Annotated in this window: 23 protein-coding genes; 6 read left to right on the top strand and 17 right to left on the bottom strand. The window is 59.1% G+C overall.

Translation table 11 applies throughout. The features are described 5' to 3' along the window. Positions 1-99 precede the first annotated feature (99 nt). On the top strand, positions 100-864 hold the full coding sequence (locus BLW03_RS14775) for an alpha/beta fold hydrolase (protein ID WP_074654752.1): 765 nt from the start codon (positions 100-102) through the stop codon (positions 862-864). Positions 865-1032: 168 nt separating this feature from the next. On the opposite strand, the gene BLW03_RS14770 is transcribed toward BLW03_RS14775, so the two are convergent. The 9 genes from BLW03_RS14770 to BLW03_RS14735 all read right to left on the bottom strand — a co-directional run bounded on the left by BLW03_RS14770 (position 1033) and on the right by BLW03_RS14735 (position 9604). Then, positions 1033-1947, bottom strand: coding sequence for a hypothetical protein (locus BLW03_RS14770; protein ID WP_139285219.1), 915 nt, complete (start codon positions 1945-1947; stop codon positions 1033-1035). A 368-nt stretch (positions 1948-2315) separates the two neighbouring features. Beyond that, on the bottom strand, positions 2316-3446 hold the full coding sequence (locus tag BLW03_RS14765) for a hypothetical protein (protein WP_074654750.1): 1131 nt from the start codon (positions 3444-3446) through the stop codon (positions 2316-2318). Positions 3447-3558: 112 nt separating this feature from the next. Next, positions 3559-4224 carry a translation elongation factor Ts gene (locus BLW03_RS14760; protein WP_074654749.1) on the bottom strand — a complete coding sequence of 222 codons (666 nt, stop codon included), beginning with the start codon at positions 4222-4224 and terminating at the stop codon, positions 3559-3561. Positions 4225-4323: 99 nt separating this feature from the next. Continuing rightward, positions 4324-5247, bottom strand: a complete 924-nt coding sequence (gene rpsB / locus BLW03_RS14755; RefSeq protein ID WP_074654748.1) for a 30S ribosomal protein S2 — start codon at positions 5245-5247, stop codon at positions 4324-4326. 140 nt (positions 5248-5387) lie between these two features. Next, positions 5388-5783: a 30S ribosomal protein S9 gene (gene rpsI, locus BLW03_RS14750; protein ID WP_074654747.1), complete on the bottom strand. Its 396-nt coding sequence runs from the start codon at positions 5781-5783 to the stop codon at positions 5388-5390. A gap of 24 nt (positions 5784-5807) precedes the next feature. Next, the gene (rplM, locus tag BLW03_RS14745; protein WP_074654746.1) at positions 5808-6242 is read right to left on the bottom strand and encodes a 50S ribosomal protein L13; all 435 of its coding nucleotides are present in this window, start codon (positions 6240-6242) and stop codon (positions 5808-5810) included. 335 nt (positions 6243-6577) lie between these two features. After that, positions 6578-6901, bottom strand: coding sequence for a hypothetical protein (locus BLW03_RS20895; protein WP_212733203.1), 324 nt, complete (start codon positions 6899-6901; stop codon positions 6578-6580). 25 nt (positions 6902-6926) lie between these two features. Beyond that, the gene (locus tag BLW03_RS14740) at positions 6927-8516 is read right to left on the bottom strand and encodes an ArnT family glycosyltransferase (RefSeq protein ID WP_244502102.1); all 1590 of its coding nucleotides are present in this window, start codon (positions 8514-8516) and stop codon (positions 6927-6929) included. Between the two features lie 14 nt (positions 8517-8530). Next, a complete protein-coding gene (locus tag BLW03_RS14735) occupies positions 8531-9604 on the bottom strand; it encodes an acyltransferase family protein (protein WP_074654745.1) in 1074 nt (357 codons plus the stop codon). A gap of 252 nt (positions 9605-9856) precedes the next feature. Between BLW03_RS14735 and BLW03_RS14730 the strand changes: the two genes are divergently transcribed. After that, positions 9857-10978, top strand: coding sequence for an acyltransferase family protein (locus BLW03_RS14730; RefSeq protein ID WP_083350553.1), 1122 nt, complete (start codon positions 9857-9859; stop codon positions 10976-10978). A gap of 128 nt (positions 10979-11106) precedes the next feature. Here BLW03_RS14730 and BLW03_RS14725 read toward each other — a convergent pair whose 3' ends face one another. The 3 genes from BLW03_RS14725 to BLW03_RS14715 form a co-directional block, all read right to left on the bottom strand. Continuing rightward, complete coding sequence (locus BLW03_RS14725; protein WP_074654743.1) at positions 11107-12240, bottom strand: FtsX-like permease family protein; 1134 nt, start codon at positions 12238-12240, stop codon at positions 11107-11109. Positions 12241-12266: 26 nt separating this feature from the next. After that, positions 12267-13703, bottom strand: a complete 1437-nt coding sequence (locus tag BLW03_RS14720) for a hypothetical protein (protein ID WP_139285217.1) — start codon at positions 13701-13703, stop codon at positions 12267-12269. Between the two features lie 101 nt (positions 13704-13804). After that, positions 13805-14731: a transglutaminase-like domain-containing protein gene (locus BLW03_RS14715; RefSeq protein ID WP_074654741.1), complete on the bottom strand. Its 927-nt coding sequence runs from the start codon at positions 14729-14731 to the stop codon at positions 13805-13807. Positions 14732-15050: 319 nt separating this feature from the next. On the opposite strand from BLW03_RS14715, the gene BLW03_RS14710 reads away from it, so the two are divergent. Both BLW03_RS14710 and BLW03_RS14705 read left to right on the top strand, forming a co-directional pair. After that, complete coding sequence (locus tag BLW03_RS14710; RefSeq protein WP_074654740.1) at positions 15051-15818, top strand: DUF4397 domain-containing protein; 768 nt, start codon at positions 15051-15053, stop codon at positions 15816-15818. A gap of 114 nt (positions 15819-15932) precedes the next feature. Beyond that, positions 15933-16937, top strand: a complete 1005-nt coding sequence (locus BLW03_RS14705) for a YncE family protein (RefSeq protein ID WP_074656045.1) — start codon at positions 15933-15935, stop codon at positions 16935-16937. A gap of 39 nt (positions 16938-16976) precedes the next feature. Here the strand turns inward: BLW03_RS14705 and BLW03_RS14700 are convergent, their stop codons facing one another. The 4 genes from BLW03_RS14700 to ada all read right to left on the bottom strand — a co-directional run bounded on the left by BLW03_RS14700 (position 16977) and on the right by ada (position 22547). Further along, positions 16977-18476 (bottom strand): glycoside hydrolase family protein, encoded by a 1500-nt coding sequence (locus tag BLW03_RS14700; RefSeq protein ID WP_074654739.1) that lies wholly within the window; start codon positions 18474-18476, stop codon positions 16977-16979. Positions 18477-18591: 115 nt separating this feature from the next. Beyond that, a complete protein-coding gene (gene ahcY / locus BLW03_RS14695) occupies positions 18592-20040 on the bottom strand; it encodes an adenosylhomocysteinase (RefSeq protein ID WP_074654738.1) in 1449 nt (482 codons plus the stop codon). Between the two features lie 159 nt (positions 20041-20199). Continuing rightward, positions 20200-21303, bottom strand: a complete 1104-nt coding sequence (locus BLW03_RS14690) for a cellulase family glycosylhydrolase (protein WP_074654737.1) — start codon at positions 21301-21303, stop codon at positions 20200-20202. A gap of 65 nt (positions 21304-21368) precedes the next feature. Then, complete coding sequence (gene ada / locus BLW03_RS14685; protein ID WP_074654736.1) at positions 21369-22547, bottom strand: bifunctional DNA-binding transcriptional regulator/O6-methylguanine-DNA methyltransferase Ada; 1179 nt, start codon at positions 22545-22547, stop codon at positions 21369-21371. Positions 22548-22817: 270 nt separating this feature from the next. Here ada and BLW03_RS14680 point away from each other — a divergent pair, with 270 nt between their 5' ends. Both BLW03_RS14680 and metK read left to right on the top strand, forming a co-directional pair. Then, on the top strand, positions 22818-23279 hold the full coding sequence (locus BLW03_RS14680; protein ID WP_074654735.1) for a helix-turn-helix domain-containing protein: 462 nt from the start codon (positions 22818-22820) through the stop codon (positions 23277-23279). Between the two features lie 130 nt (positions 23280-23409). Then, entirely contained in the window at positions 23410-24606 is a 1197-nt protein-coding gene (metK, locus tag BLW03_RS14675; RefSeq protein WP_074654734.1) for a methionine adenosyltransferase, read from the top strand. A 151-nt stretch (positions 24607-24757) separates the two neighbouring features. Here metK and BLW03_RS14670 read toward each other — a convergent pair whose 3' ends face one another. Next, the gene (locus tag BLW03_RS14670) at positions 24758-25081 is read right to left on the bottom strand and encodes a ComEA family DNA-binding protein (RefSeq protein ID WP_074656044.1); all 324 of its coding nucleotides are present in this window, start codon (positions 25079-25081) and stop codon (positions 24758-24760) included. Positions 25082-25372 lie beyond the last annotated feature (291 nt).

Genomic DNA, 25372 nt, shown 5'->3' with positions numbered 1-25372 from the left:
CAATGGGCCTCTGTTGATGCCATCGGAATGCGCCCACATCCGCCCAGATTCCGCGCTACGACATGCGCCAGCACGACGGCTTCCTTCATCCCAAGACGAATGCTTCCCTACAGCGAAACCGGCACCGGCGACACAGTCCTCCTGTTCCTGCACTTCTTCGGCAGTTCCCAGCACGAGTGGCGCCACGTAATGGAACGCATGTCCTTGCAGTACCGATGCGTAGCCGCTGACATGCCGGGCTTTGGGGATGCCGCCGAGCTTCGCGGCTACACGGTGAGTGAAATGTGCGCACAAGTGCAGACGCTGGTGGAGTCCTTTGCACCGTCGCCGGTGGTGCTGGTGGCACATTCGCTCAGCGGAAAGGTCGGCATGGTGTTGGCGGCAGCCCCGCCGCCGAACTTGACGCAGTTGATCCTCGTGGCGCCGTCGCCGCTGCAGCCCGAACCCATGACCGCAGAGGCGCGCGAGACCATGCTCCTCGCAAATACGACGCGAGCACGGACAGAAGCTTTTGTGAAGAATGGCGCACACCGCACGATGACCGACGAAGACATCGCCATCGGCATCGCCGACGTAGAGCGAGCGAACCACGAAGCCTGGCGTGCCTGGGTGGAACATGGCACGAAAGAAGACTGGTCCGGACGCGTGAAGCACTTTCTCTTACCGACGACTCTCATCGTCGGTGAGTTTGATGAAGCGATCCCACTCAGTTTTCAGCGGCAATACACACTGCCGCTGGTTGAACGTGCCGGCGGACGACTCATCGTGATCGAAGATGCCGCACATATGCTGCCGTATGAGGCCGCAGCGGAACTGGCGCTGGCTCTGGAAACGACAATTGTCCAGCTGGCGAAGGCAACGTAGGTTCGGAGGTGTGTGCATCGACCCGCAACATGGCTTGTCGACGGATATAGAGGGCGATTGCAGCCACCAGCAGTGGCATCGGGAAGGTGATGTAACCCGCGCCCTCCCAGTCCAGACGTAAATCGTGTAAACCTTCCGCGATCCCGGTGGGAGCGAAGAGAACCTCCATCATAAGGAAGGCTCCGTGAGCCACGTTCTTATATCGTCAGTGATCTTCTTGTAGCACCAGCCAAAGCAGCCGACACAAAGTACGGCCGCAGAGACGCGGTTCCAGGTCCCTGCGCGACCGGCCCTTCTTAGTACGTGCAGCGGCTGGTACAGGTGGCCGGCATGGTGCGCAATAGCCGCAAATGAAATGTGCCAGGTCATGGCAGTGATGGTCATGACCAGGAGAAAAATGCTTCCTGCGCGCCGATTCTTCCGATGAAGTCCGAAGCCCAGGACAAGGAGCGGCAAGAGCATCGGAACGCGCGCGGTGGCGACTGTCCCCGCGAGCAATGCAACGAGGACTGTTTGCGAGTCCGACTCACAGGTGTTGTCCATGACAAGTCCCAGCGCAACGAACGCCAGCGAGATCGCCCACAGATCCTGCCCTCCGGACATGATGCGATGGAAAAGAGGCAGAAGCAGCATGAGCAGGCAGAAGACTCCAGCGGCAAGCCGGTGGCGGCTATAGATAAGCCACGTCGTGATCGCCAAGGTGATCACTTCCAGCAAGCCCGTCCAGCCGGCCAAAGTGATGGGAGACCACAGCAGGATCCATCCCGGCCCAGGACTGACCGGAGTTCCGATCGCGTCCACACTGTAGAGTTCGTGACCATGAAGCAGAAGGGCCCTGGCCGGCAATTCCAACCCCTTCGCGGTGCTGCCGGGATCCGACAGCAATTGGTTGTGCAGGAATTGCTTTTGGTCTACGGCGGCGAAGAGCAAGAGTATTGCGCCCCATACAGCCGCAGTCGAAAGGCAGCGAATCATCCGGGGGTGGTGAGGGACGTAAAAAAACCACGCGATGAAAGGTGCCAGCAGCAGGAGATAAATCGTGCCACCCAACATACCGCGATGCCAGTGCGCCGCTGGGAACATGAAGGACTCTACGTAAGCAAACGCGCCGAAGGCAAGCAGAAGCGAGAGATGTTTCCGTGGGGGTGCATAGAATGCAGTGGTGATGGGTCAGCTCCAGACGAACGAGGTCTTAGCGAAGATCAAGGAAAACGTTGAGGGATAGAAACGGGGTGAGCTGCGGGCCGTCCAAGCTTGGAACTTTTCTGTCACGATCGCGGATTCGCGCTGGGGTGACACAGCAGCAGTGATTCCTAAGGCCGCTAGTAGAGTGGACCGGCGGTGACTAATCGTGAATGGAGATGCCGCACACACGCTGCCGTATGAGACCGCAGCGGGGCAGAAGCTGGCGCTTGATACCGTGACTGCTGCCAGTTTTCATTCGCAAGTCTTCACGCATCTCTCCGTTGCAACGTGTGAAAGAGGATGTACGTGAGGAGAAGCGGCACCGGGAAGACGATGTAGTTGGCGCCCTCCCAATCGAGCTGACGGCTCTCCAGGTATTCGCCGATACCAACGGGCGCGAAGAGCGTGATCATGAGCAGGAACGTGGAGAGCAGCCACGTCATGGAAGTCTTACCCATTCTGCGATAAATCCCCATCAGGACGACGGGCAGAGCAGACATCGACAGAAGGCGTGGCTTCTTCCCGGCACGCGACGCACGGCCAAGTACATGCAGAGGCTGATACCAGTCGCCGTCATAGATAGCCCACAGGTAGAAGAGGCCATGCCAAACCATCGCTGTTCCAACGCTGAGAGCGAGAAAGATCGTGCCCACTCTACGATCTCGGCGCCAGAGACCTAAGCCGATGAGAGAGGTCATGATGATCATGGGGATACGGGCCGACGCGATGATTCCGCCAAGCACACCCAACAAGACGAGGTGGTGGTTGGAGACCGGCGCGTCCTCCAGCAGAAGAGCCAGCGCGACCAGCATCAGCGAGATCGCAAAGAGATCCTGCCCGTTTCGCATCTCGGAGAGGAACAGCATCTGCACGAGCATCAGGAGCGCAAAAAGGCCAGCCCGCACCCTGTCGCGTCGGAACAGCACACCGTATGCAAAAAGCAGGGCCAACACTGGGATGAACGCGGTGAGATTGAAGATACTGAGCGGAGCCCACAAGATGATCCAGCCCGGGCCAGGGCTGATGGGCGTCTCACCCGCAGTGACACTGTAAAGGTCGTGACCGTGCAACAGGAGTGCACGTGCCGGAAATTCCAACGCCTTTGCTGTACTGATGCGGTTCTGAATCCCGAGCGTCGAAAGGTAATGCTTCTCAGCAAGGACGCCTATCAACAGGACAATCGAAATCCAGAAGACACGCGATGAAAACACCCTGCGAAAGTTATCCCCGTGGGCTCGCAGGAGCAGCCAGGAGACCGCCGCCCCCAGCATCATGGCATAGAGGAGTGCACCCAGGATGCCGTGACCACCATGCGCCTCAGCGACCACAATGCTTTCAACCGCGGCAAGTAAAACAAAGGTGGTAACGAGCAGTTTGTCACGTGCAGTTGAACCCACAATCGGTTGACACGGCATTGCTAACACTCGCATGGTACCGATCAAGTGAGCGTCGCCTACATGACAAAGGGCCCGGCTTTTCGCCGGGCCCCTTTGCCGTCTTGAGAATTAGCTACGAAGCAGCTTCTTCGGTCGCCACGATCTTCGCCTGTGCGAAGGTGGCGTTGGGCTCGCCGATCTTGAAGCGTGCGAAGCGGCGGACGGTGATGTTCTCACCGAGCTTTGCGACCTTGGTTGCGATGACCTGCGCCACGGTCTGCGACTGCTCTTTGATGAAGGGCTGATCGAGCAGGCAGACTTCCTCGTAGAACTTACCCATCTTGCCTTCGAGCATCTTCTCGATGATGTTTGCGGGCTTGCCGGTAGCAGCAGCCTGGGCGCGGTAGATCTCCTTCTCGCGCTCGACGTCAGCCTCCGTCACTTCATCGCGGCCCACAAAGCGCGGATCAACCGCCGCGATGTGCATCGAGATGTCGCGCAGCAGTTCCTGGAAGTCTTCCGTTCGGGCAACGAAGTCGCTCTCGCAGTTCAGTTCCAGCATGACGCCGATCTTGCCGCCGGCGTGGATGTAGTTCCCCACAGCGCCTTCGTTGGTGGAGCGCGAAGCCTTCTTCGCTGCCGACGCCATGCCGCGCTTGCGCAGCACAACGAATGCATTCTCCATGTCGCCGCCAGCTTCCTGCAGCGCCTTCAGGCAGTCGCCCATGGGCGCGCCGGACTTCTCACGCAGTTCCTTTACCAGCTTCGCATCAATCTTTACAGGGGTCTCGGTCGCCATCGTCATATCCTTTACGGTTTTGAAACAGTAGCTGTACACAGAAAGAGCGTGGTGCCATAGGCGGCAGCCACGCTCTCCGTTGAATCGTTTCGGAGAAGCTTACGCGCCGGCTTCGACTGCGACGGGCTCTGCCTCAGTCTCGGTGTCGGATGCAGCCTGCTTCTTGATGCCACCGCCCAGAGCTGCGTTGAGATCAACAGTCTCTTCTTCAGCCTGCTCCACCGGGGTGGTAGCAACCGGGTTGGACTCCTGCGCTTCCTCGTCTTCGAGACCGATGAAGTGTGCTTCGGTCGCAACCGGCACCACATCGGCATACTCGTTGGCGATCGACTTGTCGCCAATCATCTGCACACCCTCGAAGGCCGAATCGGCGATCTTGGTGGTGAACAGGCGGATGGCGCGCAGAGCATCATCGTTGCCGGGGATCACATAGTCGACCACGGTCGGATCGCAGTTGGTATCAACGACTGCAACAACCGGGATGCCGAGCTTACGTGCTTCCGAGACGGCGATGGCTTCGTTGTTCGAATCGATGACGAAGATCGCGTCCGGCAGGCGGCGCATGTTCTTGATGCCGGCCAGATTCGTGTGCAGAGCCTTGCGCTCGCGCTCCAGCTTGATGACTTCCTTTTTCGTCATCAGCTCGAAACGGCCGTCGACAGCCATCTCGTCCAGCTCTGCGAGGCGCTTGACCGACTTCTGGCAGGTTACCCAGTTCGTCAGAAGACCACCCAGCCAGCGGCTGTTGATGTAGGGCATGCCGGCGCGGGTCGCTTCTTCAGCGACTGCATCCTGTGCCTGGCGCTTGGTGCCGACGAAGAGGATCAGCTTGCCCGAAGAGGTCAGCTCGGTGACGAACTTGGACGCTTCCTTGAACATCTTCAGCGTCTTCTGCAGGTCGATGATGTAAATGCCATTGCGCTCGCCGAAGATGTATTCCTTCATCTTGGGGTTCCAGCGCTTGGTCTGGTGACCAAAGTGAACGCCCGCTTCGAGCAGTTCCTTCATTGTGATCGATGCCATGTGAGGCTCCTTGTATGCGGCATCCCGGCGGATCAGGCCGGGATTGATCCCGTTCGTCTGGGAGATTGAACTCCTGGAGGTTTTACAACTTTACGGCGGATGACCCGAAGATCATCCGCCGCAGTAGATACACCAAGCAATTAGCGCTTGGAGAACTGGAAGCGCTTACGTGCGCCCTTCTGACCGTACTTCTTACGCTCCTTGATGCGAGCGTCGCGGGTCAGAAGGCCGTCAGCCTTGAGAATCTTGCGGAGCTCGACGTTGAACTCGAGCAGCGCGCGTGCAATGCCGAGCTTTACAGCGTCAGCCTGAGCGGTCACACCGCCACCCTTGACGGTGGTGATGACGTCGAACTGGCCGACGACTTCTGCGGTGTTCAGCGTGCGGCGGGCCGCGAAGCGCTGAGCTTCTGTGACGAAGTAAACGTCCATCGGCTTGCCGTTAACTTTGAAACCGCCGTTGCCGGGACGAAGGAACACACGTGCAATCGCCGACTTACGACGACCCGTTCCGTAATACTGAACCAAATCTGCCATGTCTCTATCTTTCCTTCTGAACGGTTACGCCGAAACTACGAGCGGCTCGGGCATCTGTGCATCGTGGGGGTGCTTATCGCCCTTGTAGACCTTCAGCTTAGTCGCCATCTGGCGGCCCATCTTGGTCTTGGGGAGCATGCCCTTGATGGCCTGTTCCACGATTGCTTCGGGACGGCGCGCGAGCAGCTTGACGAACTCTTCTTCACGAAGACCGCCGGGGAAACCGGTGTAACGGCGATAGAGCTTCTGCTGGGCCTTGAGGCCGGTCAGCACAATCTTTTCGCAGTTGATGACGATGACATGGTCACCGGTATCAATGTAGGGGGTGTACTGCGTGCTGTTCTTGCCGCTCAGCACACGCGCGGCACCGCTGGCGAGGCGGCCCAGGGTCTTCCCCGTAGCGTCCACCACATACCACTTGCGGTTCGTATCATTCGAACTGGGTACAAACGTCGACATCGAGTCTTCCTTCTAACAACCAAAATCTGAACTTCTAATTACAACTCAACCAATGTCGTGCACACGCAAAGCACCCCTTACGGGGCTAGATCCGCTGAATGCGAGTGGGTGCTGTGTGAGACCGTTTCCGTCTGCCGCAACCGATACTGCCTGGCCGCCTGCTCCGGAAACCTGCGCAGAGGCTGTGTTCAAGCCAACTGACGTCCCGCAGGATCCACCGCGTCGCCGCATCCGCATTCCCGCAGCTCCGAAAAGCACAGGTATGCAGACGCGAGTCTGCGCGAGTTCTTAGGATAACGGAGGTCTGGATGGGAGTCAACAAAGTTCGGCGTAAATCATGTGTGTCCGAGGCTGATTGCGGCGAACACGACGAATAGCAGCAGGCCGCCCAAACCAACGACCAGGATCAATTTCTGGTGCTTCGGATGCTTCTGCGGTGCCGGTGAGGAGGGAGGTGGCGCGTTCTGTGGCGAGGCCTGAGCATCTGCCAACTCGGTCTGTAGCCCTGCATCAGCCGGTGCGGGTTCATGGACAGCCGACGAGACGGGCAGCTCCGTCCCGGGACTGACAGCTGCGAGAGTCAGTGCGGCCCCTGGATGGCAGGCGGCGACAATGAAACAAAAGATCAGGATCAGCGTTAAAAGCCTAGATCTTCTCACGGGGCGAAGTGTACGCCGGCCTCCCTTACATCGGGAGCAATTTCGCACCCGGCCGCTTGCGTCTGGGCTTTACGCCTTCCTTCGGATCCAGACGGTAGACGATCATCAGGTTCCGGTCGGGATCGTCCATTGCTGGGAACTCCCCGACGCGAGTCAGCGTGTAAAAGCGGGACAGGGCCTGCATCTTGTCATCTTCCACGTAGTTCCAGGCCACAAACCAGCCCGGCTGATAGGCCGCGATGCGGTCTTCAAGTTGCATAGTTCCGAAGTCGTCACAGATCGACGGCAGACCCGTCATCAGGGACAGATTACTGCCGGAAATTGAGAGGACCGTGTGGCTGTGCGATGGCTCTGCTTCGATGATGTGCTCGATCCGAACCGCGGCCGTCTGATACGTATAGTCGGGATGCCGCGCAAAGTTCACGGTCTGTCGCGCCTCATGCCCCACCACCAGCAGCAGTAGCGGCACCAACGCCAGCGGCGCGACAGGGTTCCACTCCGCCACATGGAGCGCACCGCGCAGTAGCAACAAGACTAGCGGCACAGCGACAACCAGGTAATACCGGGGCTGCATGTTGGCGTGATACGCCATGAAGATCATGTAGCCGGCAGCCCATAGCGCGAGTGAGGTAAACACCGGGTCGCGCCACACCCGAGGACGAAGGCATGCGATGACGAGCATCAAGCCGGCGAGAGGGTACGTCAACGGTCCAGTCCACATACCGTCTGTCAGTGTCTCTCCCACGGTTTTGAAGAACGTGCTGCGGGTGATGCCTGTGTACGCGTTGGCGCTGAACAGGTAGCGGAAATCACCCAGATACCCGCGATGCACCAGCATCAGGAAGTAGCTGCCGCATAGCAGCGCGACGACTCCACCGGTGATCAGGCCGGTTCGCAGCATCCGACGCCCGCGGCACTCGGCGGAGTCCGCCAGCATATACGCAATCGCAGGCAACAGAAAGACCGCAGTGGTCTTTGTCCCGATCATCAGCGCGATCAGCAGACCGACGCCCGCAGCGTAAGCCGCACGCTGCCACCTCAACCGTGCCAGCCGCATGGCATAAGCAGCCTGCAGACTCAACAGCATCATCAGGACCAGCAGCGGCTCCAGAATGGCCAGGCGCGTGAAGACGTAGACAAACGGGCTGGCAGCCAGCACAAGAACAGCGGCGGCCGCAAAGACCGTTCGCATGGGACGATCCCCCCGTCGCTCCGCTCGCAGACGCAGGAAGAAGAAACTGCTACACAGGATGCAACCGAACACACAGACCGTTAGAGCACGCGCTGCGACGATGCCCACACCGGTAAAACGAAAGAGCCCCGCTTCCACCAGAGGCCACACCGGCAGTGCAACTGCGGGGTTGAAATCGCCGGGCAGCCGCCACGTCCCGCGCAGGTAATGACGGATCGCGGCATCGCCATACCAGCCTTCATCGGTGTACTTGGCCCAGTCGACCCAAGGAGAGTGATTTGGGAAATCCGCGCGGAGATGCAGGAAGTGCAGAGCAAACGCAAGTCCACCCAGGACCAGCAGAAACGCAACGATCGCACGCTGCACATGGGACGTTGCCCGGTCCTTGACTGGATCCTGCAGCCTCTCGAGTCTCTCGTTCAACTTGGAGACCCCGTTCAGGTCGTAAGTTTTCGTCCGAGCCGCATGGACGGCTCTTCGATCAGAATGCATAGCAAGTGTGCAAAGACGAACGTAGTCAGACCATAACAAAGGCCGACCAGCCATGTCGACACGCGACCATAGAGAAGGTTCAACGTCGCAAACAGTACAGTTCCATGAACCAGGTAAAGGCTGTAAGAGATCCTCCCAAGATATTCCGGCAGGCTGTGCCGCAGCAGTCTTGTGATCCATGCCGAATGGAGCGAACAGACGATGATCAGCGCCGCACCGATGCCCGTCAAAGCGTCCGCCCAGAACTTCGCGGGAAGCACATGCAGGTAGAGCAGCATTGCAAACGCCAGCACCACGCAATGCGCTGCGGGATGGAATCGCCTCCAGACCTGGGCAATGCGCTCGGCATGCAGCGAAAGAAGGAGACCGAGGAAGAACATGGGGAAGTTGGTCAGTGCCTGTGCCAAACCCTCTTGATGCGTGTACATGCTTCCCGCGTAACTTACGACGCAAAGCAGCAAGGTCCCGATGGCAGGGAGCCGCCGCACCAGAGAGCAACAGAGGGGCAGCAGGATGGAGAACTCCGCCTCAATTCTCAGGGACCAGAACGCTGTATTAATGGTCGCGTCGTTACTCATGAACAGTTGCCGGACAAAGAGGCCGCCGGTAAGCGGCGTCTGCCAGGTCTTGTAGAACCACGGAGTCAGTGGCAGATGCGAATACAGAAAATGATCCGCGCAGACCCACGCGAAGATCAGAGCGACAAGAAATGGAACGTAGATGCGAAAGAATCGACGAAGAAGATATCGCCGGTAAGGCGTCTCCCGTCCACGCCAGTACGGCATACCCAGCACATATCCGCTTAGGACGAAGAAGAGGATGACTGACTGGCGCCCTGACGTGAACAGAAACACGATCGGGTTGCGGGTATGAAATGGCGGATAGGCGTACCGAAGGTGATACCACATTACAAAAAACGCCGCGATACCACGCAGGGCGTCCAGTTGAAAGAGCCTTCCCTTCGGGGTGCGTGCCAGCAGCTCCGCTTCCTCGTGGGTACGAATCCGATCTCCCTGCATTGTGTGAAGGCTACCATGCAGAAAAACGTGCCACGGATTCCCCCACGAGGCATGCTGGTGAAAACTACGCCTCACAGCGCCATCAAGACGGCGTGTACTCGCCACACAAAATCAGCACACCCGTTGCGCTTCACCAGCATCCCGGTTGAGCATCGCTTTTAACAAACGACAGAGACGAATGCAGCGCACAGCAGTCACTGACTCTCTCACGGTTCGCGCCACGAGAGCAGGTCGTCTACACTGACCGCATCCATGGGTATCCCCACAGTTCACGAATCTCCAACCGGCCCACGTTTTTACCGTCCGGAGTTGGATGTTCTCCGCTTCCTGGCCTTTGTAATGGTCTTTGCCGTGCATGCTGACGTGGCAAGTACCCCAATCCTCAAGGCAATCTCTGAGAGTGGACGCGGTGGCGTCTGCGTCTTCTTTCTGTTGAGTTCTTATCTCATCACGGAACTGCTGGAACGCGAGGATGCGAAGACCCATGGAATCAGCCTCCGCTCCTTCTATATCCGCCGTGCCCTCCGCATCTGGCCGCTTTACTTTCTGGCTCTGCTGCTCGCACGATTGATCGACTGGCACGTTCCACATCTGCAGATGTCCAACGGGCGCCTGCTCGCTTCGGTTTTCCTGGTTGGCAACTGGTACACCTACTTCTACGGATTCCCGGCATCGTTCGCACTGGTGCTGTGGAGCGTCACGGTGGAAGAGCAGTTTTATCTTGTGTGGCCTTCGGTACGGAAATTCCTTGGATCGCGCGCATTGCTTCTTGTCAGCATCCTCACGTTTCCTGTTTCGTACGCCGCCATTTTCTGGCTTTGCATGCATGCACGGCTTGAACGTCAGTTCTGGGTGAATACTTTCGTACAGATCCAGTTCTTTGGCCTCGGCGGGATGCTGGCACTGCAGCTCAAGGGAGCCTCCCCGCGCTGGCCGCTGGCAGGGCGTGCCCTGTTGTTCCTGGGTGGCCTTTTCGCCTTTTTCGTAGCGCAGTATTTCTTCCACCACAGCGGCGATATGTCCTTGGTGAGGAACGCAGTGCCCGAATACCTTCTGCTTGCGGCTGGGTCGGTCATGCTGTTTTTCTCGGTGCTGGGAATGGCCCGGCTCGGACGGGCCACGTTCCTCGTCTATCTTGGGAAGGTCTCTTACGGCCTGTATGTCTTTCATGTTCTGGGATTGCGCATCGCCCTGCGGCCTGCTTCCTTGCTGGTACGACGAATGGCCCTGCCAGATTGGGAAGGGCGCATCATCCAGGCCGCTCTGGGACTGATGATTACGTTCGGGATGGCGCACGTCTCCTACCGCTACTTCGAGGCTTTCTTCCTGCGCTTCAAGGAGCGCTTCGCGACGGTGAAGACCCGCGAGGTGTGACGTTTCGTGCCAGGCGCCCGCAAGACTTCAATTGCTCCCTGCGGCGCGCGGGCCTGCCATGCGTCGGTGCCTCCGCAAAAGACAACAGCGCCCGGAAGGGCGCTGTTGTCTTTTTGTCTGTCAGGAATCTATTCGTAGGAAAGCGCGTCGATCGGATCTTTACTGGCAGCCTTCAAGGCCGGGTAGAGGGCACCGAGCAAGGCGCCCACGATCGCGATCGCCGCGGCCTTGGCGACCCATGCGGGCGTGACCTCAAACTCCAACTGTGACGCCTTGATGTGAAGAATCGCACGTAACAGGTATGTGCTTGCAACGCCCGCGACGACACCACAAACAGCCAATAGGCCCGACTCGCGCAACACGATTCCTACGATGTATCCCTTGGAAGCTCCCAGTGACTTAAGGATGCCGATCTCGCGGGTGCGTTCCATTACTGCCGTGTACATGGATTGGAAGATCACCAGGAAGCCGATAACAACTGCGATTCCGATTACAACGCTGAGGCCAATATTGAATCCTGGGAACTTCTCAGGGGTCATCTGACTCAGGAGCTCGTCCAGCGTTTGGACATCCCATTGCTGCATACCTTCCGTCGCCTGAATTTCTTCGCGAACGGCCTTCTGCCACTTCGGAGCATCTTCTGTCCTCAGATAAAAGACACTGCAACGGTTGTCCGTCCCGTTGATTGCGTTGATTGTGTCTAGCGGAATGAACTTTCGGCCGCCTCTGCCATGCACCACTACCCCCGAGACATGAAAGACATGGCCTAGAAGCTTGGTTGTTTCTCCGACGTGGAAGCTCTTGCCCCGCATCGCAGGGCCATCCGTCGAACCGTGCGACGCTACATCGTCAACAATGATGTCATCTGGGCCAGAGAACGGGCCCCCTTCCACGAACACGAATGGCGTCAAGGCGTTAAAGGTCGAATAGTCGATGCCGAAGATGTTCTCGACGGCACCCGCAGACGTTGTCAACTGGATGTAGATGGGTGCAGCCACCTTGACGTGTGGCAGTTTCGCAAGCACGAGCCCCACCTTTGCAGACGCGGGGGCCCCGCTTACTCCAATCAGGTTCGATGCTGCGCCGGGTTTGGCGATGATATCGCCACCGATTCCATTGGTGCGCAACTTCTGCCCGTTCACCATACCCAGCATGATGGCAACGATGGACAGGATCATGACGACTTCAATGGTCACTGCAAGCGCCGAGATCAACGAGCGCAGGGGACGATGGACGAGATTGCCGACAACCAGACGATTCATAGACAAGGTTGATTGTACGGGTAGGCCTAGGATCTGGCAGTGGCCACCGGCTTTGGCAGCGTGACGAGCTGGCCAAGGAGTGGTGCAATGCGGGAAACCGTGAACGCACCGAAGATAACGACGATGGTGTATGTGGACGATCCATAGATCGTTGTGCTCATCATGCCCTCAGGGGCTGTGTGGGAGAAGTACAGGATGTACAAAAGGGCCCAGGCCGTCTGGTCGGTGGAGCCTGTCACGGAGTCTGTCACGAAAAACAGCAGCAGAAACATGAATGGGGCGATCAAGAACATCACCTTCCACTGACCGACATGATATGCGTCGCTAAAGGGACCGAATGAGATGCTCGTCGTGTGATCGCCCGGGGAAAGCATTCCTACCTCGTGCGCGAATTCATTTCCCCAGAGGATGTTCGGCTTGTCCGGGTAGAAAATATGCGGCACCGCATTCATCACGTAGGTCGCGAAGACGTAGAGCGTACGCGAATGACCGTGGTCGGTCACCGAGATGAGAGCGTCGTCAATCGGGAACATTGTGAGCCGATCCAGCAGCCCCTGCGAATGCTCGAACCAATGGATCGCGGATTTCTTTTTGGAATCCGCGAGTTCGGTCTGTAACACGTAAAGATTTCGAGTCTCGAGTGGGTGTTCCAGCAGATAGATCGCCTGCTCATTGAGGTCCGCGGCGCCTCGGAACTGGCGACCGATTTGCGAGTAGGGCGTCAGAATGGAGCTTGCCACCACCGCAACGATTGCCAGCACAAACAGCCGCAATTTCCCGACGCGATACCCAGCCGCGCAGGCGGCCACCGCCCAGGCGATACTACCGACAAAGATACCCTGCTTGGAAAAGGTCAATAGACCGAAGACGGTGATATAACCCCAGGCTGCGAACGAGATCCAGTTGAACGTCGACGCACCGTCTGTCTCCTTGGCGCGACTGTACACCGGGAGAAGGATAGCGAAAACCGCAAAGTTATTTAATTGCCTGAAGGTCGCGGCGGCACTTTCCGGTACTACTAAGGGGCCGACAATACCGATCAGGACGCAACCGACCGCTATTCGATCCATGCGCTCTTTAATCAACACATTCGCCAGCAGAGGACGTCGCCGCCGCAGACGCCGGTTCACCGTTGCAGCGGCGTAGATCGTCAGCATACCTGCGTTGTAAACCAGCATGCTCTGCTGGGCATCTCGTAGATTGCTGTCGAGGGATTCCCCCAGGAGAATTTTGACGGCCATGCCGAGACCGAGACCGAGGATTGCGAGAAAAAAAATGTAAGCGCCGCTGGGATACACGAGGCCGCCCGCCATATTAAACGCGAGCCCCGAGAGGATGACGAATGTACCAGCCAGTAGCGCTACAAGGATGTCTGTCCCTTCAGCCCACGCAGCGACAAAGATGATGCCTGCGCAAGTGAGCATGTACGCGGGAGGAAATCGCGTCGGGAAGGAGAGCTTCATCAGCGCCAGTCTAGCAGGGGGACAGCGTCTTCCCCTGGCACCACAAAGCAGTTCGATGACCGGACCATTTGACATCCGGCCAACACGAACGCTTGTCTTGCTTATTCGCTTTGTGTCACAAGCGCGTTAACAGGCCGCTGCGGTGGTACGTGCGATGGCACCTGCTCCACGAGCCGTGGTGGCAGCGGGATGCGCGCTCCACTGCTGTCGATCTCGTTGGATTCGACGTAGAAGTGGGTCAGGTTGGCCTGGCCGAAGGACGTGGTGATGGCTACGTCGGCGGCATCGCGACCGGTCGCCATCAGAATACGGCCCAGCCGGGGTGTGTTGTGCCGGGCATCCATATCCCACCATCGACCGCCGAGCCAGACCTGGTACCAGGCCGAGAAGTCGCCAGCGCCGCTGAATGGGATGCGGATATCCCCAAGCTGTCCCGTGACATACCGCGCTGGCATATTCATCGCACGGGTAAGGGTGATGGCCAGGTGTTGAAAGTCTCGGCAGACACCTTCACGTTCCGTATAGACATCCATAGCGGTCTTGGTGGGCCGCGCCTTGGCATAGTCGAAACGCACCTTCCAGTTCACCCAATCACGAATGGCCATAGCGCGCTCGCCCCCTGGGGGCAGATTGCCGAACAGGTCGCTTGCGATGGCGCTGAAGCGATCGACCTCACAATACCGACTTGCCAGTAGGAACTGCAGCACTTCCGAGGGCAGATCTTCCACCTGGTGTTGCTCCGCACCGAAGGGCTGCGGATCGGGTGTCTCAGGAGCTTCCAGAATGGTGTTCCCGGTCAGACGCAAAGCGCCTGCTGGAGCATGAAACCGTGCGCATCGATTGCCAAAGCTGTCGGTGTAGTTTTCTGGCAGGATGCTCGTCGTGTGATTCGCATCAATGTGTTCGACGACGAGGTCATCACTTGAGCGCAGCGCAGCGTCCAGCGAAGGATGCAGGTGCAGCAGGGCCACCATCGGTGTCTCGCCGGGCAGATGGAACTGGATGTCGAACTCGCTTTGAATCAACATAGATAGGTTCCTGCTTGGATGCGCCCGAGGCATCCTGCTGTTGTCGCCGTGTGTTTGGTGGGGTTTGACCTGTTGACTCTTGAGAGTCAGCTTACTGCGCCGCCTGCTTACCTCTACGAATATTTCCCGATGGTTGCCGCTTCTGGCACCGTCCACTCTGCAATCCCGTCAACTTTGGGCTCATCCCACTCCAGAACGAAGCTGATTCCCTGTTGTCTCCGGGGTTCTTCGGGGATTTCAGGGCTATCTGAGGCTGCTGCTTTCGTTTACAGTGAGAGGCACAGCCCTTGTCTTCTCCCGGTCATAGGCCTCCGCTTTCATGATCCCTTCCCTTCAATTCGCCTGTCGCAGCATTCTTCCGCGCATGGTGTTCGGTGCGGTGGCCATGCTGGCATGCGTTAGCGGGTTGAGCGGTTGCCAGGCTGTGAACGGTGTCACGTCCGCCACTATCGCACAGCTGCGCATTATCGATGCATCGCCGGACGCAGGCGGCCTCGACATATATTCCGGCACCTCTGCGATCGCGTACAACCTGGGTTTTGGCACCATTACGTCGTATGTCCCCGCGACACCGTCGACTTACACATACTCCATCGACACTGCCGGCACCAGGACAGCGCTGACCACCGTACGCGCCACCCTCGCCACAGCGAAGCAGTACACACTGCTGATCAACAATGCAGCTGCGACCATCCAGAGCCAGGTGCTCACCGACCAGTCACAGCCGGCGCCGTCCGGGCAGATTTCCCTGCGCTTTCTTGATGAAGCCATTTCGCCGGGCGCCATTGATCTCTACCTGGTGCCGTCCAGCAGTTCGCTCGCAGCTGTAAACCCGCTGCAGACGGGCATTGTCTTCGGAACGAATACGGGCTATCTGAACGTGCCCACCGGAACGTATACGCTCTACGTTGTCACGAACGGCACCGTTATCTCCAAGACAACGGTACCGCTGTACACCGGCGCGTCCACAACCTACCCTGCTGGCAGCGCACGGACCATCCTGATCCTCGACCAGCAGATCGTCACCGCCCCGGCCGTTCAAGTCGTCACAACCAGTGATTACGAATCCGCCACTGCAACTCAATAGTCTGACTGTCGACGGCGACCGTCGATGCTGTATCGCCGATGCTGTCTCTGGACACTGCGCACCGTTTCATTCGATGAGGCCAAGAGCACACCGCCGGTGTTAGACTCGCGGACCATGAAGCCCACTGCCGTCCGACTCGCAGCGATCGCCATCGCCACGTTTGCACCCATTGCCACCACTGCCCAGTCGCGCCTGCTGGTCGTCTCCCAACGGGATCAGACGTTCCATGTCTATGATCCGGAGACGTTGACCGAAGTGGCCAGCGCGAAGGAAGACGGCGGCGCGGATGCCGGTCACGAAGTAATTGCAACCGTCGATGGTAAGACGGCTTTCGTACCGCTGTACGGGAACTCCGGCGTGGGGAAACCCGGCACGGACGGCGATCATATCCAGGTGTTCGACATCGCCACGGCGAAGCCGGTCGGCACCATCGCGTTTCCCCATGGCGTCCGTCCGCACAAGCCCATCTGGGACACTCACACGGGTATGCTGCTGGTGACAACGGAGATCGACAAGACCGTCTCCGTAGTCGATCCGAGGTCGATGAAGGTCGTGGGCTCGATCCCTACGGGCGCAAAGCAATCGCACATGATCACGCTCTTGCCAGATGGCAAGAAGCTCTACTCTGCCAACGTGGGTCCAGGGACTGTCTCCGTAATGGATGTCCCAGGACGCAAGTTCCTTAAGACGATCCCCATCTCGTCGAATACGCAGCGCATCTCCAACTCCAACGACGGCAAGTGGGTCTTCACAGCAGACCAGACCACGCCAGAACTAGTTGTGATCGACACGAAAACCGACACCATCGCCAAGCGCATCAAGCTGCCCGGGGTGGGCTACGGCACCGCGCCGACGGTCGATGGCAAATCCCTGCTGGTGACGATGGACGGCCAGCCGGCGATTGCCGTCGTGGACCTGAAGTCAATGGAGGTGGTGAAGTCCGTCGAGACGCCCAAAGGCATCAACGAGGTCGTCGTCTCACCCGACGGAAAGTTCGCATACGCCACATCAGCCAAGACAGACCACCTGGTCAGGATCGACCTCGGGACCTTTAAAGTGACAAAGGACGTGACAACCGGAAAGTTCCCAGACGGTCTTTGGCTGACTGCAGAGAAGTGATTTCAGGTCACGGTTACCGCAGCCTGAAAGAGCGATCGCTCACCTTCCGGCGGTCGCGCTTCGTGAGGACTTGGCGATCGTGCCAGCAAGCGCGGCGTTATCGACCACGTCGACATAGTCTGAGGTCACATCTTTCACATCAATGCGTGTGATGAAGCTTTGCGGCAAAAGTAGCACCAACTGTCGCAATCGATCGCTGATGCCGTTAAACCTCAAGCCGTCAATGGACAGCTCGTCGACAGTTGCTGCTTGTCCGGTGCCCACCCGGACCAACGCGGGGACAACATCCCATGAGCGCTCAAGCGTGATGTTCTGCAAAGCAAGCCGATCGACATGGCCGCCTTTGATATCGAGGAAGGGATTCGCAGAGCGGTCGCTGATCCATCGATAGTTGGAAAACGTTATGTCCGCTACATTCTCCGTCAGGCCCGAGCCGAATTCCGCGGCACAGGTGGAGTTCTTCCAAAGAAAGTTCTTGATCGTTCCCCTTCGCGTCACATTATGAAGAAATCCATCTCCAAAGAACGCGCAGATGTAGGCCGACCCATTCAGGTTGTCGACCGTTATGTTCGAAACCACCGGTAAAGCATCGCCCGTAGGCACGGACGAACTGTTCGTATAAGCACGTAACATCGAGCCCCCTTGCTGCACGAAGGAGTTCGAAATGTTGATGTTTGTGATGAGTCCGCCCCAGCCCTCCGGAGCATTCAGGGCAATGGCATCATCCGTGGTGATGTAGTAGTTGTCATGGATGCTGATATCATTCGCCGGGCCATTCACGTGTGTCCCATCGCCGTTTTGTGAGTAGTAACCGGGTGGCAGGAGTCCCATGTTGGCAAACAGCGAGTGCTGCACGGTGGCTTGCCCTACATCGCTGAGGCGAAGATTGTAGGTTGAGGTGTTGTAGAAGGTGACGCCGCTGATCAGCACGTCGTCCAGGTCCATAAGGTCAATGCCCATAAACCAGCAAGTACCCGTGCCACGCGGGTCACCCGTGGTGGAGTTCCCATTCCCGCCATTGCCGCGATTCCCATTGATAGCGAAGTCGCGCAGCGTCACACCGTTACCGCGCGGAGGGGGCAGACCGGGAGTGATAAACCCGGGATCACTGTAGCCGCTGGGACAGCCAGCATGAGGACCATCGCCGTTGAAGATGACGTCATCATTCGTGCCGGCCTTCTGGAAGAAGCCCGTGCCGAAGAGGGTGTCTGCTCCGTGGAATCCTGCACCACGGCCTACTATGCTCCAATGGCCTGCGGCTGGTCCGTGAATACTGGAGACCAGACTTGCACCGTCCTGTACCAGAACAACCGGATGCTCTGCAGTAGCCTTCGCCAGCGCCGCAGTGATACAGGGCCCGTCATCATGCGCTGGACCGCCCGTGATCGTCAGGCCCGTACTCAGATCGACGTCCTGCTTCGCACAGCCGAGCGCTGAGATGTACGTGAAGGGTCCTGCCGGCAACGGCTCCGTAAAGGAATAGTCTGCCGTCGCCTCGCCCCGATAAACGTTGGTGCCACACCCCGAGAGCAGGGGCATAGACAAAGAGGCAGACAACAACACAGTAGTGGCAATCCGCACGCGACCAGGCCAGAAAAAGATGTTGGGGCAGCAGGCGAACACCTGCTGCCCCAATATTACTGCCCGACGGCTGTTAATAGCGGTACGTTTCGCTCTTGAATGGACCTTCCACCGGGACGCCGATGTACTCGGCCTGCTTCTCCGACAGCGTCGTCAGCTTCACACCGATCTTCTCAAGGTGCAGACGAGCCACTTCCTCGTCGAGCTTTTTGGGCAGGACATAGACGCCTACTGGATACGTGTCCTTGTTCGCCCACAGGTCGAGCTGTGCCAGTGTCTGGTTGCTGAAGCTGTTCGACATCACGAAGCTCGGGTGTCCCGTCGCGCAGCCCAGGTTCACCAGGCGGCCTTCGGCCAGTACGAAGATCGCGTTGCCATTGGGGAAGGTGTACTTGTGCACCTGTGGCTTGATCTCCAGCTTGATGGCGTCTGATGTGTTCAGACGGTCCATCTGGATCTCATTGTCGAAGTGACCGATGTTGCAGACGATGGCCTGATCCTTCATCTTCTGCATGTGCTCGAAGGTGATGATGTCCACGTTACCTGTGCAGGTGACATAGATGTCACCGCGGCCCAGCGTGTCTTCCAGCGTGGTGACCTCAAATCCCTCCATCGCAGCCTGCAGAGCATTGATGGGGTCAACCTCCGTCACGATGATGCGGGCGCCCATGCCGCGCAGCGACTGTGCCGAGCCCTTGCCGACGTCGCCATAGCCGCAGATGACCGCAACCTTGCCGCCCATCATTACGTCTGTAGCGCGCTTGATACCGTCCGCAAGCGACTCCTTGCAGCCGTACAGGTTGTCGAACTTGCTCTTCGTGACAGAGTCGTTCACGTTAATAGCGGGCACCAGCAGCTTGCCCTTCTTCATCATGTCGTACAGGCGATGCACACCGGTCGTCGTCTCTTCCGAAACGCCGCGCCACTCCTTCGCAACCTTCGTCCAGTGCTGCGGGTCTTCCGCCAGCACCTTCAGCAGCAGCTTCTGAATGACCGCCTCTTCTTCGCTGCCGGCCTTGCCGTCCACAAAGCTGCGATCGCCCGCTTCGAGCTCGACACCCTTGTGGATCAGCAGCGTCACATCGCCGCCGTCGTCCACAACCATCTGCGGGCCCAGGTCACCGGGGAACGTCAGCGCCTGGTAGGTGCACCACCAGTACTCTTCCAGCGTTTCGCCCTTCCATGCGAAGACCGGTGTGCCCGTCTCCGCGATGGCGGCGGCCGCGTGATCCTGCGTGGAGAAGATGTTGCACGAAGCCCAGCGAACATCCGCGCCAAGATCCTTCAACGTCTCGATCAGCACCGCGGTCTGGATCGTCATGTGCAGCGATCCGGTGATACGCACGCCTGCCAGCGGCTGGCCCGCAGCGTATTTCTTGCGGATGCTCATCAGGCCCGGCATCTCCTGCTCGGCAATGTCAATTTCCTTGCGGCCCCATGAGGCCAGCGACATGTCCGCGACCTTGTACGGCAGTGGCGCTGCGGTGTGGAGCGATTCGGGCGTGAGAACTGCTGTAGCCATGCTTGTTGATCCCTCTTTGGCGATAAATTCGTCACGGTCAAGGTTACACCGTGCCCTCTACGGAACTGCAGAAAGAAGCGTTGATGGTGTACGGCATGGACGCAGAGCAGACGCGATGTTCAGGCGGCAGTTGCCCCGCCGCCGATAGGCTCCCACTCCTTACTTCGCACCACGCCCTGTGAGCGTACGGATCTCGTCGACCTCGCGCTGGCGATAGGGTCTGCCGTCCGTATGGAAGACCTCGTGGAACCAAAGCGTAGGTTGCTGCAGCACATACGGCCGCTGCCACGAATCCCACGGATACTTTGTCTGTGTGCGTCCGTCGACCAGCCCCCAGTTGATAGCCGCCACGTTGTACTTCTTCGCCACCGGCAGCGACCCGTCGAAGGTGCTGCCCGCGCCACGTGCCATGTACTCCGTGCACAGGATCGGACGACCCAATGGCTGCAGCTCCTTGATGCGCGCCTCGAACTCCTCCGGCCAACCGTAGTTGTGGAAGGTGATGATGTCCGACTCGGCAAGCTGAATCTTCACCGTTTCGCTCTCTTTGGCCGGGTCGCTCCAGTTGTCGCGCCACACACCACTCGTCAGCGGCTGCGAGGGCCCCACACTGCGCGCCCAGGCAAAGACCTTCGGCAGGTAGTAGTCGACGCGCGCTGTCTTGTTCGGCGTCTGCTTGTATTGTTCCGTCGGATTATCAGGTTCGTTCCAGATGTCCCAGCCCAACACACGCTCGTCCTTCGCAAAGGCGCCGACGACACCCTTCACATACGCCTCGAGCTTCGGCTCATAAGCAGGATCGGTGAGCTCCTTCGCGCCGGGACTCTGCACCCAGCCCGAGTTGTGGATGCCTGGGATCGGCGGGTGCTGCGGCCCTAGCTTCGGCTCCGGATCCCAGCACGAATCGAAGAGCACCAGCAGCGGCCGGATGTGGTGCTTCGCCGCGATCGCCAAGAACTCATTCAGCCGTTTTTTGAACCCCTCAGGATCCTGCTGCCAGAGCTGGTCCTGCAGGAAGACACGCATGGTGTTCATGCCGGCAGCTTCGGCCCAGCCCAGTTCCTTATCGTTCAGCGCAGGATTCCAGGTCGCCGCCTGAAACATCTCGAACTGGTTGATAGCGTCGGATGGCACGTAGTTCGCACCTACGAGCCATGGCTGCTTGGCATACCAGGCATTGGCGCGTTCAGGCGTCCACCGCGCCTGCGCGGCGGCAGTGGCGGTGGTTAAAAGACAGAGGACAGCAGTAAGGAGTCGGCGCATACGCATCCCTTATACAGGGATCAGGGATCAGGGATCAGGACGCTTGCGCCCCCCTGTTCTTTTCCCTAATCCCTAATACCTAATCCCTCATTCCTACTACTACCTGTTCCCTTCTCCATCTCCAACAGCTTTGCCTTCCGCTCCTTACCCCAGCGATAGCCGGTCAGCGAACCGTTGCTGCCGACCACCCGATGACATGGCACCACCGGCGCCACTGGATTGGCTCCACAGGCAGAGCCAACGGCCCGCACCGCCTTCGGCGACCCGATCTCTGCCGCGAGCTGCGCATAGGTCCGAGTCTCTCCATGGGGAATGGCCTCGAGCGCCTTCCAGACTCGCTGCTGGAAGGCTGTCGCACGCACATGCAACGGCAGCCGCTTCGCCGTGGACGACTCCGACAGGTGCAGCAGTACGGTCCTCGCATGCTCGGCCAGCCGGCCACTATCTTCCTCAAGTTCTGCAGCCGCGAAGCGGCTGCGCAATTCTTCGCGCAGAACCTCATCGCTGGTATCGAAGGCGATCAGGCAGACACCGCGATCTGTCGCCGCCACCAGCATCCGATCCAGCGGCGAGTCGACGATGCTGTAGTGAATGTGCTGATGCTCGCCCAGCCGCTTTCGCGCGCCCGGTGTCATGCCATCCGCCACGCGCTTCGCATAGACCTGACTCGCTGACTGGAAGCCCGCTGCGTAGACCGCTTCCGTGACGCTGCCCTCCAGCAACGCATCGGCGAACCGTTCCGCCCGCAGACGCCGTGCATACTCCGCGGGAGAGACGCCCATCGCTGCGCGAAAGATTCGCTGCAGGTGGAATGGGCTGAGCCCGGCAATCTCGGCAAGCTTCTGCAGCGTGACCGCCCCCTCCGTCGCGTGCTGTTGGAGGTAGCGACGGACGATATCGATCCTCGCTGCTGCTTCCTGCTCCGGCGGTGGTCCAGCAGGACGGCATCGCTGGCAGGTGCGAAAACCGGCTGCCTCCGCCTGCCGGACCGTATCGAAGAACAAGGTGTTCTCACGCCGCGGACGGCGGCTTGGGCAGCTTGGCCGGCAGACGATCCCTGTTGTCGTAACGCCGTAAAAGAACGCATCCTCTGCCCCATCAGGCCGCATGGCCGAATTCGACCGGCGCAGAAGAGCGAGCCAGCGATGTTCGTCACTGGCGAGATGCGTAGGGGCGGCGAGGTCGCGAGGCTTCATAGGTTTGAGCGGCGGAAACGACGGCGTGAACAAGGATAGCGTTGCCATGCCCTAAGCATCGCCCGTGCCCCGATGATGTCCACTTCACTTCTTGCGGTCAGAGTCATTTCGCGCCCGTATCGGCTTTGATGGAACTGCAGATAACACGTTAGTCGTACCTGTAGTGTCGGGGTTGATGCGCTTCCCTTTGGTCTTTACGGGCGTGCAGTATTAGGATTCGCACAGCACCAAGGATTTCGGCACACCACCAGAGCAGTTGCAAGATGGCCGGATCACAGATCCTTCCAATCCCAGCGGGCACGACGAGCAAGCGAACGCATGCGTTTCGGACAGGAGCTAAGGGAGCAGCGGGAGCGCCAGGGTATCGCGCTGGACGACGTCGCCGTCGCCACACGCGTATCGCTGCGGCATCTGCACGCCCTGGAGGATGAGCGTTTCCAGGACCTGCCGGGCGGTGTCTTCAACCGCGGCATCATCCGCTCGTACTGCCTGCACTGCGGTCTGAACCCTGAAGAAACCCTGGAGAACTTCAACGTCGCCCTGCGCGCCGCCGGCATCGAGCCGGAGGCGAAAGATGACGACTGGGTTGAGTTTGCCGAGGCCGTTCGCCGGTCGCGAAAGACCGAAGAAAGCCGCACGCGCTGGCGCTGGCTCGGCGTGGTCGGCATCCTGACAGCGGTTCTGGCCCTGGCCGTCGCGGTCCTCTGGGTACTGGTCCATCGCGGCGTGGTGCGCCTGCCGGAACGCAAACGTGTCGTCGCAGTCCACGCAACACAGTAAGTCTCCGCTCCCTTTCACCCCCTCAAAGGACTCCCCGGCGCCGCGCCGCGGCGCGTACTTTCGCATCCTTGACGGGGTAGAATAGATCGAATATTCAATGTCCGCTGCACAAGCGCCCCAAGGAGCAGTTTTGTCCACACGCGATCGTTTTCTCTTTACGTCTGAGTCCGTCACCGAAGGCCATCCTGACAAGATTGCCGACCAGATCTCCGATGCCATCCTCGATGCCTGCCTGGCACAGGACCCCATGAGCCGCGTAGCCTGCGAGACGCTGACCTGCACCGGCCTGGTTGTCGTCGCGGGCGAGATCACGACCAAGGCGTACGTCGATTTCCAGACCGTGGTCCGCGAGACCGTCCGCGGGATCGGCTATGACGACGCTCTGAAGGGCTTCGATTGCGACACCTGCGGCGTTATCTCGACGATCAACCGCCAGTCGCCTGACATTGCTCAGGGTGTTGATACCGGCGGTGCCGGCGATCAGGGCATGATGTTTGGCTACGCCACCAACGAGACGCCGGAGTTGATGCCGACACCGATCTCGCTGGCGCACAAGCTGGCCGCGAAGCTCACCGAAGTCCGCAAGTCCGGCAAGATGGGCTATCTGCGCCCTGATGGCAAGAGCCAGGTCACGGTGGAGTATGACTCCAACCACAAGCCTGTCCGTGTGGATGCAGTTGTCATCTCGACCCAGCACGCAGAATTCTCGGATCGCGATCCGAAGAGCACGCTGACCAATGAGAAGCTGCGCGCTGACGTTCTGGAGCACGTCATCCAGGCTGTCATCCCGGCAGAACTGCTGGATGCCGACACCAAGTACCACATCAACCCGACCGGCCGCTTCGTCATTGGCGGCCCTATGGGCGACTCCGGTCTGACCGGTCGCAAGATCATCGTGGACACCTACGGTGGCATGGGCCGTCACGGTGGCGGTGCCTTCAGCGGCAAGGACTCGACCAAGGTCGACCGTTCGGCCGCCTACATGGCCCGCTACATCGCGAAGAACATCGTCGCAGCCGGTCTGGCTGACCGCGCCGAAGTGCAGCTTGCCTACGCCATCGGTGTCGCCGAGCCGGTTTCCGTCCTGGTCGAGACCTTCGGCACGGGCAAGGTGGATGCCAGCGAGCTGACCGCAGCCGTCCGCAAGAACTTCTCCCTGACGCCCAAGGGCATCATCGAGACGTTAGACCTGCGCAAGCCGAAGTTCCAGCAGACCGCAGCCTACGGCCACTTCGGCCGCAGCGGCGACGACTTCACCTGGGAAAAGACCGACAAGGCCGAAGCCCTGAAGGCTTCCGTCGGCCAGGCCGCAGTCGCAGCCAAGTAACCCTATCGCAAGACAGAAAGGGCGACCCGCAAGGGTCGCCCTTTTCACTTTGTAGCTCCCGGCCGGGTGCCCCCTTCTTTTCAAAGCGGAAGGGTGGGGCACCTGTTGTTTCTCCAATCCTTACGGTGATGAGTGCCGACTTCAGCGACAACTACTTCGATACACGCTTCGCAATGATCTGCGCCGAGATCCCGTCATACGTCGCCTTGGGCACAATGCCACGCGTCACAAGCTGATTCTTCGCGGTATACGGGCGACCATCGATGATCCGCTTCGAGTATGCCTCGCCCACACCCGGTAACTGCATCAACTGGTCCGGCGACGCGGTGTTGATGTCCAGCGGATCGTTCTTGCGCGGATTTGCCGCAGCAGCAGAGGTCACCGGCTTGGCTGCGGGCTTTGCGGGCGTTTGTGCCGTCAACAACGGCCCGGCGATGGCCAGCGCTAGAACGGGGAGGAATCGAAACATCTTCATGGTCATGATCTCCTTGCGTACACTTCGCCGGTGCTGCACCGGCGATACATCCGAACCATACGTGGGAGAAGCCGCCCGGCTAAAAGGTTTCCCGCTCGCCCCACAACTTTCTTTCTGCATGCCGCCGTTGACACGCGCTGCCCGCACCATTAGCCTCAAAGATGCAATGAACGTTCGCACCCACCATCATGGCCATCTTCACCACGCGCATAGCGCGATGGCGGCGGTGTCCGGTGCGAAGTCGTAGTAAGGCGTCAACGCACACAGGATCGATACCAGCCCGCCCGAGCG

Source organism: Terriglobus roseus, from assembly GCF_900105625.1.
In the GTDB taxonomy this organism is placed as follows: Bacteria; Acidobacteriota; Terriglobia; order Terriglobales; family Acidobacteriaceae; genus Terriglobus; species Terriglobus roseus_B.
Note: the sequence above shows the minus strand (reverse complement) of the source record. Positions and strands in the feature narration are given on the sequence as shown.

What these genes read in the sequence shown, in the direction of transcription:
- BLW03_RS14775 (WP_074654752.1), top strand. Translation starts at nt 100, where the DNA reads ATGCTTCCCTACAGCGAAACCGGCACCGGCGACACAGTCCTCCTGTTC.
- BLW03_RS14770 (WP_139285219.1), bottom strand. Translation starts at nt 1,947, where the DNA reads ATGTTCCCAGCGGCGCACTGGCATCGCGGTATGTTGGGTGGCACGATT.
- BLW03_RS14760 (WP_074654749.1), bottom strand. Translation starts at nt 4,224, where the DNA reads ATGGCGACCGAGACCCCTGTAAAGATTGATGCGAAGCTGGTAAAGGAA.
- rpsB (WP_074654748.1), bottom strand. Translation starts at nt 5,247, where the DNA reads ATGGCATCGATCACAATGAAGGAACTGCTCGAAGCGGGCGTTCACTTT.
- rpsI (WP_074654747.1), bottom strand. Translation starts at nt 5,783, where the DNA reads ATGGCAGATTTGGTTCAGTATTACGGAACGGGTCGTCGTAAGTCGGCG.
- rplM (WP_074654746.1), bottom strand. Translation starts at nt 6,242, where the DNA reads ATGTCGACGTTTGTACCCAGTTCGAATGATACGAACCGCAAGTGGTAT.
- BLW03_RS14735 (WP_074654745.1), bottom strand. Translation starts at nt 9,604, where the DNA reads ATGCAGGGAGATCGGATTCGTACCCACGAGGAAGCGGAGCTGCTGGCA.
- BLW03_RS14730 (WP_083350553.1), top strand. Translation starts at nt 9,857, where the DNA reads ATGGGTATCCCCACAGTTCACGAATCTCCAACCGGCCCACGTTTTTAC.
- BLW03_RS14725 (WP_074654743.1), bottom strand. Translation starts at nt 12,240, where the DNA reads ATGAATCGTCTGGTTGTCGGCAATCTCGTCCATCGTCCCCTGCGCTCG.
- BLW03_RS14720 (WP_139285217.1), bottom strand. Translation starts at nt 13,703, where the DNA reads ATGAAGCTCTCCTTCCCGACGCGATTTCCTCCCGCGTACATGCTCACT.
- BLW03_RS14715 (WP_074654741.1), bottom strand. Translation starts at nt 14,731, where the DNA reads ATGTTGATTCAAAGCGAGTTCGACATCCAGTTCCATCTGCCCGGCGAG.
- BLW03_RS14710 (WP_074654740.1), top strand. Translation starts at nt 15,051, where the DNA reads ATGATCCCTTCCCTTCAATTCGCCTGTCGCAGCATTCTTCCGCGCATG.
- BLW03_RS14705 (WP_074656045.1), top strand. Translation starts at nt 15,933, where the DNA reads ATGAAGCCCACTGCCGTCCGACTCGCAGCGATCGCCATCGCCACGTTT.
- BLW03_RS14700 (WP_074654739.1), bottom strand. Translation starts at nt 18,476, where the DNA reads ATGCCCCTGCTCTCGGGGTGTGGCACCAACGTTTATCGGGGCGAGGCG.
- ahcY (WP_074654738.1), bottom strand. Translation starts at nt 20,040, where the DNA reads ATGGCTACAGCAGTTCTCACGCCCGAATCGCTCCACACCGCAGCGCCA.
- BLW03_RS14690 (WP_074654737.1), bottom strand. Translation starts at nt 21,303, where the DNA reads ATGCGCCGACTCCTTACTGCTGTCCTCTGTCTTTTAACCACCGCCACT.
- ada (WP_074654736.1), bottom strand. Translation starts at nt 22,547, where the DNA reads ATGGCAACGCTATCCTTGTTCACGCCGTCGTTTCCGCCGCTCAAACCT.
- BLW03_RS14680 (WP_074654735.1), top strand. Translation starts at nt 22,818, where the DNA reads ATGCGTTTCGGACAGGAGCTAAGGGAGCAGCGGGAGCGCCAGGGTATC.
- BLW03_RS14670 (WP_074656044.1), bottom strand. Translation starts at nt 25,081, where the DNA reads ATGAAGATGTTTCGATTCCTCCCCGTTCTAGCGCTGGCCATCGCCGGG.